The organism is Priestia sp. KCTC 13724, assembly GCF_056820425.1.
In genome coordinates this window covers 1-9,000 of record NZ_JBXDLD010000139.1, presented here as the reverse complement: position 1 = coordinate 9,000, position 9,000 = coordinate 1, and the positions used below count along the sequence as shown (strand labels likewise).

The window sequence follows — 9,000 nt, the reverse complement described above, 5'->3', positions numbered from 1 at the left end:
GCATGTATTAGGCACGCCGCCAGCGTTCATCCTGAGCCAGGATCAAACTCTCCGAAGAAATGTTTGACTCGCTCATAAAAGTTTTTAAAAATTAACGTTGACGTTTGTCGCTCTGTTCAGTTTTCAAAGTTCAACCGCCGCTCTTAGGCGACTTTCTTATCTTACCAAGTAGTTAACTTTTTGTCAACAACTTTTTTAAGATTATTTTTCAAGTTTTTCATAAACTTGGTATCGCTCATCAGCGACGTATATAAATTTAACATGTATTTTCATGAACGTCAACATCTTTTTTAAAAAAAGATAAAAAAACATTTGTTTTTTTATCTTTCCTTTATTAACCCTTATTAATAGCGTAGTGACGATGATATAAACTCTTTCCTTTTGTCTCCACTTTATGAACTACTACAATCTCTTTTTGGATGAGGAATTCTAGCAAAATTCCTAAATCGATTGCATATGGGTTAACTTGCTGATGTGAAATGAGTTCATTAAACGTCCACTCTTCTTTTTCGCTCATAATTGTTAATAGATGTGTAGAACCTATATCAACTTTTTTATTTACATAAAGCTCACTAGCTAAGAATAATAGCTCAAGCTTCTTGTTTATCTCTTCTTGGCTGCCAACAAGCTCTTCATATAAACGATAAATAGATGGCTCAATTTTTTTCACTTGATTCCAAACAGTAACCTCTGGGTAAAACCCATTTTCTAGTACTGATAGACGCGCTAAATGGTGTAAAGCATGAACCACATGATTGAATGCATCTAGATGATGATTTGACGTATAAAAGTCTTTTCCTTCTTTAAAACGGCGAATAAGCTTGGCAAATTCAATACCTATCCTCTTCACTCGATCTTCGCGCGGAAAATCCAGTAGTCTTTTTTTCAAATTTGCTACGTATTCATTACGATCAAACAGTACTTTTCCATTTAACACCCAATCAACAGTACGTCGGTTGGTACCTATCATAATCCATTCGCTGATCTGCTGTTCTGAAGCTATATAAAGAGCTGCTCTTTGTTCTTTATACTCATACTGCTTCACAAACACAGGTACCTCATTGTTACTTGTGATAATAAATAGTATGGCATCTAAGTCATCTGTAACTGGTGAATCTGTTTTCCTTTTTTCTATTAATAAAATACCTAACGTTTCTTTTTTACTTGCTCGCTCTTGGTATAGCGGTCGTAAAATATCTTCCATTCTGCAAGCTCCTCACTATCATAATTAAAGATATTGGTCTAATCTTCTTTTATATTGAAACACATTTAGTGTGAATGTTCGTGATGGACTTCCTCACAGCTTATTATAACAAATTCTCTCTTGTATTCACTCCCTAAACAGTTCTATCAGTTAATTCAACCTAAAAGACTTATTTTTCTTACAATTATGCTATATTTATAAAGTGGGAGGGAGATTTTTCATGGGAATTAAATACTCAAGTAAAATCAATAAGATCAGGACATTTGCATTAAGCTTAATTTTTATTGGCTTCATCGTGATGTATGGAGGAATCTTTTTTAAATCTTCCATGTGGCTTATGACCATTTTTATGCTATTAGGTTTACTATGTATCATTGCTAGTACCGTTGTTTACTTTTGGATTGGCATGCTTTCTACTAAAGCTGTACAGGTCACATGCCCAACCTGTAATAAACATACGAAAATGCTTGGACGAGTAGACTTATGTATGTACTGCAATGAGCCTTTGACTCTAGATCCAGCCCTTGATGGAAAAGAGTTTGATGAGAAATATAATAGAAAAGACACAAAGAAAGCTGATAGTATATCATAACTATCAGCTTTTTAATGTGCTTTTTTAGTTGTACAATCCGGACAAGTACCATAAATCTCCATACGGTGGTGACTAATCTCAAACCCGGTAATGTGCGCTGCAAGTGCTTCTACTTCATCTAATCCTGGATAATGGAAGTCAACAATTTTTCCACACTTTTCGCATATTACGTGGTAATGCTCGGTCGTAATATAATCAAAACGACTTGAAGCATCTCCGTAAGTTAGCTCTTTTACAATTCCTACTTCTTTAAAAACGCGTAGATTATTATAAACGGTTGCCACACTCATATTAGGAAATTTATCCTCCAATGCTTTATAAATATCATCAGCAGTTGGATGTGTCATTGAATTGATTAAATACTCTAAAATAGCATGACGTTGCGGTGTAATGCGAACGCCAGTTTCTTTCAGCATTTCAAGCGCTTTTTGTAAATGATTTGACACGTCATGCACCTCTCTTCTATAAGCATTCTTACTTTATAATTCTTACAATTAGTGTAACTCTTACTGCTTCACTTTGTCAATCTCATTAACAATTCCTACTATATATTATTTTTAAACGATTTTTTATTCATTCAAAAAAAACGCGACTATCTAAGTCGCGCTTTATATCGTAACACCTGAGGAGGTATGCCCTACACTGTTATCATACGCATAACGAAAGATTTTGTTATAGACGAATGCCTTAATTATGCTAAATTTTCTTTAATAAAACGTAAAGCTTCTGCTACGTGATCTTTCACACGCACTTTGCGATATTCTTTCGCAATTTCACCGTCTTTGTTAATAATGAACGTCGAGCGCTCAATGCCCATATACTCTTTTCCAAAGTTCTTTTTTAACTTCCATACACCATATGCTTCAGCAACTTGATGATCTTCGTCTGCTAATAGTAAAAATGGTAGTCCGTGTTTATCAATAAATTTTTGATGTTTATCAATTGGATCTGGACTTACGCCTAAGATAACTGCATCTAAGTCTGCAAATTCTTGATGAGCATCTCTGAAATCACATGCTTCTGTCGTACAGCCCGGCGTCATATCTTTTGGATAAAAATAAAGAACAACATTTTGACCTTTATAATCAGATAGAGCTACCTCTTCTCCATTGTTAGCTGCTAGTTTAAAATCTGGTGCTACTTCACCTACTGTTACTGTCATCTTATATCGCTCCTTTTATACAGTTCTCTATGGTTATAGGGTAACCAATTTCGCGATTTAAGACAACTTTTAAACTTTCTCATTTCGACTTACCGTGCGAATCACAAAAACAGCTGGCATCATATACCCAATGAGAGCTTCGATTGTTGCAAACATCTTTCCAATACCAACGGGATACATATCTCCATACCCTACAGAGAATAGCGTAATGGCACTAAAATACATGCTGTTGAACAGTGTATAAAAATAATGTTCTTGATGATAAAATCCTCCACTAATTACTTCTATATTACTCATTTCACAAACCGTATAGATTAAGCTAAAGCCAAGCAAAACCGTTAAATATGAATAAAGTAAAACAAAAAAATGACCAAGTGAGAAGAAATGAAATTCACCGAGCTCTTTTTCAAACAAAAATTTCATGCTTCCTACCATTAGAAACACAATGACTAGAATCAACGAAACCGTCATACGGATACTCCTTTAAGTAAAAAAGTTCTTGTATTACTATACGTTGTCCCCTACCTACTCATTACTGTTCAATAGCATAAAAAAAGCAGGCATCAGTTGCCTGCTCCTCGATACCTTTTTACACCAACGTTCCATAAGACAATAGCTAGAGTAAAAAAGATAACCCCCATAACTGGAGTTAAAAATGCATAGCCATACCATTCTTCTCTTCCTAAGAAGTAAGCAGCTGGATATACTCCAACAAAGGCAAACGGTAAAATCCATGTTAGCACATAACGAATGACGTTGTTATAAATATCAACAGGATAGCGTCCATAGTTTCCAATGTTATACATCGTTGGCATAATAGACGTACGAGCATCTGACCAAAAACCTATGCTTGCGAGTGCAATAAAGATACCTGCATATACCAACGCTCCCCCGAGCACAAATAGAATAAAGATGAAAAAGTCATACCAAGCAAACGAAAGGTCTAAAATCGAGCCAGCATAAATCATCACTGCCACCCCGGTGATTGCTCCAAATAAAGACTCTAATTCCATTCTTTCTAAAATCACTTGAAACAAGCTATGAATAGGTCTTGTTAAGATACGATCCATTTCACCTTTAACAATATAGCGCTCATTAAAATCCCAAATGTTAAAGAATGAAGAGAATACCGCAAAAGGAACTAGGAAGAATCCATAAATAAAAATGATTTCTTCTCGTGACCAACCGTTGAGAAATTGAGTGTGGCCAAATACAACTAAAATAAAAATTAAGTTTACTGCTTGAAATAGTAAATCAGATACAACTTCAACAACCATATCAGCTCGGTATTGAAGTCTGGTTTTTATATATTGACTGATGTATTGAAAGAACATAGAAAAATAAAACATTGCTTACCCTCCTTGGATGACCATCTTTTTCTTTGCAACATTCCATAGAAAGACGATAGGAATAAATAAAAGCAGTGACCAAATAAGCTGTGTCACCAATGCAGTTACCACTTCACTTCCCGTAAATCCTTCTGTAAAGATCATGCTTGGAATATAGCTGATTGCTTGAAAAGGAAGATACCCCATTAAATCTTGTGCCCAAAGAGGATAAAAGCTAATTGGTAATAAAAGCCCTGAAAACAAATCTATGATAACGCGCTTTGCACGAATTAATCCATCATTATTAAACAAGAAGAATGTCGTAATTCCCGTTAATAAGTTAATTTGAGTATTAACAATAAAGCTAAAGATAATTGAAAAACTAAAATAAATCCATGTCTGTACGTGGCCTGATAAATCTATCGGGAATAAAAACCAGACAATCACCATTCCTGGAATGGAGAAGAATAGCAGTCTAAAAATCCCTTCTCCAAGCCCCTGCATCATTTTCATTCCAAGATAGTTATAGGGCTTAATTAGTTCAACCGCCACTTTCCCGTCTTTAATTTCCATAGCCATCTCACGATCAATGTTGTTGAAATAAAAGGCGCGCGCCATCCAGGACACAGCTACATATGTTGTCATCTGCGTCATTGATAGCCCTTGAATATTTTCTTTCCCTCCGTAAATAGCAGACCATAGGAAATAGTAGGCTCCAATATTAATCGCATAGATTAATATACCGCTGTAGTAATTCGTTCGATACGCAAGCATCATTAAGAAACGAATGCGTATCATTTCAATATATTTATCCATTCACAACACCTTCTTCATAGATGTTACGAATAACTTCTTCAGTTGAAATTTCATGAATACTTAAATCAGCAATTTCGTATTTCGCTGCTACTTTAGCAATTAGCTGTGACATGCTATCTCCTTTGTTCTCAAGATTAGCAACCCAGCTGTTGAGGCGGTCTCCCCTCACCCACGTAACAGGTAACCCCTGTGTAATTAATTGCAGCTGTTCTTGAAGTGGTTCTTTTGTAAATTCAAATATAACCTGTTTCATATCTCCCCAGTTAGAACGCAGCTTTTGTAGCGAACCATCATAAATAATGTTTCCTTCATCCAACATAACGACGCGCTCACATAAGGCTTCAATGTCAGCTAAATCATGCGTTGTTAATAAGATTGTTGTATTGTATTTTTCGTTAATTTCTTTTAGGAACTGACGAATTTTTAGTTTCACTAATACATCTAGCCCAATGGTTGGCTCATCTAAAAAAAGCAGCGGTGGATTATGAATAAGTGCTGCCGCTAACTCACATCGCATTCGTTGACCAAGAGATAGCTTTCTCACAGGCTTATCTAATAATGGACCAATATCCAGCGTTCGAATCACGTGCTCCATATGGTTGTTATAATCTTCATCTGATACTTTATATACTTTTTTTAGTAGCCGAAACGATTCTTGAACAGCAATATCCCACCAAAGCTGTGAACGCTGACCAAATACTACCCCAATGGTACGCGTAAACTGCTCACGCTCTTTATGAGGGTTCATTCCGTTCACTTGAATCTCACCGCCAGTTGGTGTTAAGATTCCCGTCAGCATTTTAATGGTCGTCGATTTCCCTGCTCCGTTTTCTCCGATATATCCAACCATTTCACCTTGTTTGACTGTAAACGAAATATCGTTTACAGCTTTTAATACTTTATAATTTCTTGTAAACAAGTCACGAAACGCACCTTTTAAGCCTGAACGACTCGAATAGGCCTTAAATTCTTTTCGCAACCCCTTTACCTCAATTGCATTTGTCATCTCGTTTCCTCCATCTATTCAACTAGTTTTATCTACTATTTAAATTGTTCATGCACAGTTTTCTATCATACACCTTCTACAATGTTTTTCAAGAAACAAATAAGTTTGGTAGAATAGAACGTGGAATTATACTTTAGGAGGCATATTATGCAGTTTACGAAATCAGAACAGCTTCACGGAGAAGCACTTCAACATATTGTCGGCGGTGTAAACAGTCCGTCTCGTTCATATAAAGCAGTGGGTGGCGGATCCCCAGTTGCAATGGAAAAAGCAAAAGGCGCTTATTTTTGGGATGTTGATGGAAATAAATATATTGATTATCTAGCAGCATACGGACCAATCATCACGGGTCATGCTCACCCTCACATCACAAAGGCAATTACACACGCAGCGGAAACAGGCGTATTATACGGTACTCCAACTGCTCATGAAGTAAAATTTGCAAAAATGTTAAAAGAAGCGATGCCTGCAATGGATAAAGTTCGCTTTGTCAACTCTGGAACAGAAGCTGTCATGACAACAATTCGCGTAGCGCGAGCATATACAGGTCGTGACAAAATCATTAAATTTGCTGGTTGCTACCACGGACACTCAGACCTTGTGCTTGTCGCAGCGGGATCTGGCCCTTCAACGCTTGGCACACCAGACTCAGCCGGCGTACCAAAAAGTATTGCAAAAGAAGTTATTACCGTTCCATTCAACGATATTCAACCATTTAAAGAGGCTTTAGAAAAGTGGGGAGACCAAATTGCTGGTGTCCTGGTCGAACCAATCGTAGGGAATTTTGGAATTGTCGAGCCGCATCCAGGCTTTTTAGAACAGGTAAATGAACTAACACACGCAGCAGGTGCACTTGTTATTTATGATGAAGTCATCACCGCTTTCCGATTCATGTATGGTGGTGCCCAAGACTTACTTGGTGTGAAGCCAGACTTAACAGCATTAGGAAAAATCATCGGTGGAGGCCTTCCAATCGGAGCATACGGTGGTAAACAAGAAATCATGGAAAAAGTTGCTCCTTTAGGTCCCGCTTACCAAGCTGGAACAATGGCCGGAAATCCAGCTTCCATGCTTTCTGGAATTGCGTGCTTAGAAGTATTAAAAGAAGAAGGCGTATACGACAAAATGGACAAGCTTGGTGCGATGCTTGAAGAAGGTATTTTAAAACACGCTCGTACATATAAAATGCCAATTACTATCAACCGTTTAAAAGGTGCGCTAACGCTTTACTTCACAACGGAGACAGTCACTAACTATGAACAGGCTGAAAATACAGACGGTGAATTGTTTGCAAAATTCTTCAAGCTCATGCTTCATCAAGGTATTAATTTAGCTCCTTCGAAATACGAGGCTTGGTTCTTAACAACAGAACATACGGAAGAAGATATCCATGTGACGTTAGAAGCCGTAGAAAAAGCTTTTGAGCAGCTAAGCAAAGAATTGTAATCCTTCTTTTTCTTGTAAACTAATTGAACATAAAAATACTTGTCGAAAAATCCCGTTATTTAACGGGATTTTTCTTATTCCTTCCTCTTGATATCCACATGCAAACCTTGTATAGTATGTTATTGTTTATATAATTCAAGATGGGTTATGTATACTATAAAGAAGCTTTTATTTATTTTATCAAAATCTCATGTATAGAAAGGACTATGAAAGCATGAAACTTGGTGCCCGCATTTTAAAAACGGGAATTGCCATTACACTTTCATTGTTAGTCGCTGAATTGCTCAATCTGCCATCACCCACATTCGCAGCAATCGCAGCAGTTTTTGCTATTCAGCCTTCAATTTATCGCTCGTATTTGACAGTTTTGGAGCAAATTCAAGCTAACGTCATCGGAGCGTTACTAGCAGTTGGGTTTGGACTTTTATTCGGCACACATCCGTTTATTATTGGTTTAACGGCTGTTATGGTAATTACGCTTAATTTAAAGCTAAAAATCGGCAATACAATTGGCCTTGCGCTGGTAACCGTTATTGCTATTATGGAAAGCCCTAGTGATGACTTTGTTCAGTTTGCAGTCATCCGCTTTGCAACCATCTTATTAGGGGTCTTTTCAGCATTTATTGTAAACTTAATTTTCTTACCACCAAAGTATGAAACAAAGCTTTATTATAAAATTGTTGGTACAACTGAAGAAATTATTAAGTGGATTCGTATGAATATCTACCATGCTTCTGAATATACGCTGTTAAAAGAAGACATTGAGAAAATCAAGGATCAGCTAACGAAAGCCAATCAGCTGTTTGATTTCTATAAAGAAGAGCGAACGAATTCAAAGAAAAAGGTATTTGTTAAATCTCGAAAACTTGTGCTTTTCCGCCAAATGATTACAACAACCTCCCATGCTCTTAAAACATTAAAGCAGTTGCATCGTCTTGAAAATGATATTCAACACATGCCACAGTCGTTTCAGAATCTCATAAAATCTGAGATGGAATGCTTGCTAATGTATCACGAGCAGGCTCTGTTAAAGTTTATTGGTAAGCTAAAAGTTCAATTAACAACATCTGTACCAACTGAAGCATATACAAAAAAGCGTGCATTAATTGATGCATTTATGAAATATAAGCTGCTTGAAGATGACGAAGATAACAAGATGTTGTATCACTTATTTCCTCTCATCGCAAGTATCATTGAATACAGTGAAGAGCTAGAGCATTTAGATCGATTAATCGATAGTTTCCACAATTATCATAAGGAAGACAATGCACTTGAAATTAATCATGAGCGAGAACAAGATTAAAAAAGGGGCTGTCCAAAAAGTCAGTAAAAGCTGATTTTTTGCCAGCCCTCTTTCTGGATTTTTTTTGAAAACACACACAAAAAAATCGTCCTATCTAGTAAAATGAAAGTTACCACACCAACATTTCAAGAAAGGGACGATTT

At 36.6% G+C, this 9,000-nt stretch carries 10 protein-coding genes; 3 read left to right on the top strand and 7 right to left on the bottom strand.

Annotated features, from left to right (window positions below; all coding sequences use genetic code 11):
- Nucleotides 1-334: 334 nt before the first annotated feature.
- Entirely contained in the window at nt 335-1,204 is an 870-nt protein-coding gene (locus tag AC1UFB_RS16670; protein WP_025909550.1) for a nucleotidyltransferase-like protein, read from the bottom strand.
- Between the two features lie 220 nt (nt 1,205-1,424).
- Here AC1UFB_RS16670 and AC1UFB_RS16665 point away from each other — a divergent pair, with 220 nt between their 5' ends.
- Nucleotides 1,425-1,796, top strand: coding sequence for a YgzB family protein (locus AC1UFB_RS16665; protein WP_025909549.1), 372 nt, complete (start codon nt 1,425-1,427; stop codon nt 1,794-1,796).
- An 11-nt stretch (nt 1,797-1,807) separates the two neighbouring features.
- Here the strand turns inward: AC1UFB_RS16665 and perR are convergent, their stop codons facing one another.
- The 6 genes from perR to AC1UFB_RS16635 all read right to left on the bottom strand — a co-directional run bounded on the left by perR (nt 1,808) and on the right by AC1UFB_RS16635 (nt 6,108).
- Complete coding sequence (gene perR / locus AC1UFB_RS16660; RefSeq protein ID WP_061786178.1) at nt 1,808-2,212, bottom strand: peroxide-responsive transcriptional repressor PerR; 405 nt, start codon at nt 2,210-2,212, stop codon at nt 1,808-1,810.
- Between the two features lie 275 nt (nt 2,213-2,487).
- Complete coding sequence (gene bcp / locus AC1UFB_RS16655) at nt 2,488-2,958, bottom strand: thioredoxin-dependent thiol peroxidase (RefSeq protein ID WP_025909547.1); 471 nt, start codon at nt 2,956-2,958, stop codon at nt 2,488-2,490.
- A 69-nt stretch (nt 2,959-3,027) separates the two neighbouring features.
- Nucleotides 3,028-3,429: a potassium channel family protein gene (locus tag AC1UFB_RS16650; RefSeq protein WP_061786177.1), complete on the bottom strand. Its 402-nt coding sequence runs from the start codon at nt 3,427-3,429 to the stop codon at nt 3,028-3,030.
- Nucleotides 3,430-3,521: 92 nt separating this feature from the next.
- Complete coding sequence (locus AC1UFB_RS16645; protein ID WP_025909545.1) at nt 3,522-4,307, bottom strand: ABC transporter permease; 786 nt, start codon at nt 4,305-4,307, stop codon at nt 3,522-3,524.
- Nucleotides 4,308-4,310: 3 nt separating this feature from the next.
- The gene (locus tag AC1UFB_RS16640) at nt 4,311-5,102 is read right to left on the bottom strand and encodes an ABC transporter permease (RefSeq protein WP_025909544.1); all 792 of its coding nucleotides are present in this window, start codon (nt 5,100-5,102) and stop codon (nt 4,311-4,313) included.
- Nucleotides 5,095-6,108, bottom strand: a complete 1,014-nt coding sequence (locus tag AC1UFB_RS16635; protein ID WP_061786176.1) for an ABC transporter ATP-binding protein — start codon at nt 6,106-6,108, stop codon at nt 5,095-5,097. The genes AC1UFB_RS16640 and AC1UFB_RS16635 overlap by 8 nt, the downstream gene beginning before the upstream one ends.
- Nucleotides 6,109-6,255: 147 nt before the next feature.
- On the opposite strand from AC1UFB_RS16635, the gene AC1UFB_RS16630 reads away from it, so the two are divergent.
- The gene (locus tag AC1UFB_RS16630; protein ID WP_061786175.1) at nt 6,256-7,554 is read left to right on the top strand and encodes a glutamate-1-semialdehyde 2,1-aminomutase; all 1,299 of its coding nucleotides are present in this window, start codon (nt 6,256-6,258) and stop codon (nt 7,552-7,554) included.
- A gap of 214 nt (nt 7,555-7,768) precedes the next feature.
- Entirely contained in the window at nt 7,769-8,857 is a 1,089-nt protein-coding gene (locus AC1UFB_RS16625) for an FUSC family protein (RefSeq protein ID WP_078990316.1), read from the top strand.
- Nucleotides 8,858-9,000 lie beyond the last annotated feature (143 nt).

Coding starts and splice junctions, on each gene's coding strand:
- AC1UFB_RS16670 (WP_025909550.1), bottom strand. CDS start 1,204: ATGGAAGATATTTTACGACCGCTATACCAAGAGCGAGCAAGTAAAAAA.
- AC1UFB_RS16665 (WP_025909549.1), top strand. CDS start 1,425: ATGGGAATTAAATACTCAAGTAAAATCAATAAGATCAGGACATTTGCA.
- perR (WP_061786178.1), bottom strand. CDS start 2,212: ATGCTGAAAGAAACTGGCGTTCGCATTACACCGCAACGTCATGCTATT.
- bcp (WP_025909547.1), bottom strand. CDS start 2,958: ATGACAGTAACAGTAGGTGAAGTAGCACCAGATTTTAAACTAGCAGCT.
- AC1UFB_RS16650 (WP_061786177.1), bottom strand. CDS start 3,429: ATGACGGTTTCGTTGATTCTAGTCATTGTGTTTCTAATGGTAGGAAGC.
- AC1UFB_RS16645 (WP_025909545.1), bottom strand. CDS start 4,307: ATGTTTTATTTTTCTATGTTCTTTCAATACATCAGTCAATATATAAAA.
- AC1UFB_RS16640 (WP_025909544.1), bottom strand. CDS start 5,102: ATGGATAAATATATTGAAATGATACGCATTCGTTTCTTAATGATGCTT.
- AC1UFB_RS16635 (WP_061786176.1), bottom strand. CDS start 6,108: ATGACAAATGCAATTGAGGTAAAGGGGTTGCGAAAAGAATTTAAGGCC.
- AC1UFB_RS16630 (WP_061786175.1), top strand. CDS start 6,256: ATGCAGTTTACGAAATCAGAACAGCTTCACGGAGAAGCACTTCAACAT.
- AC1UFB_RS16625 (WP_078990316.1), top strand. CDS start 7,769: ATGAAACTTGGTGCCCGCATTTTAAAAACGGGAATTGCCATTACACTT.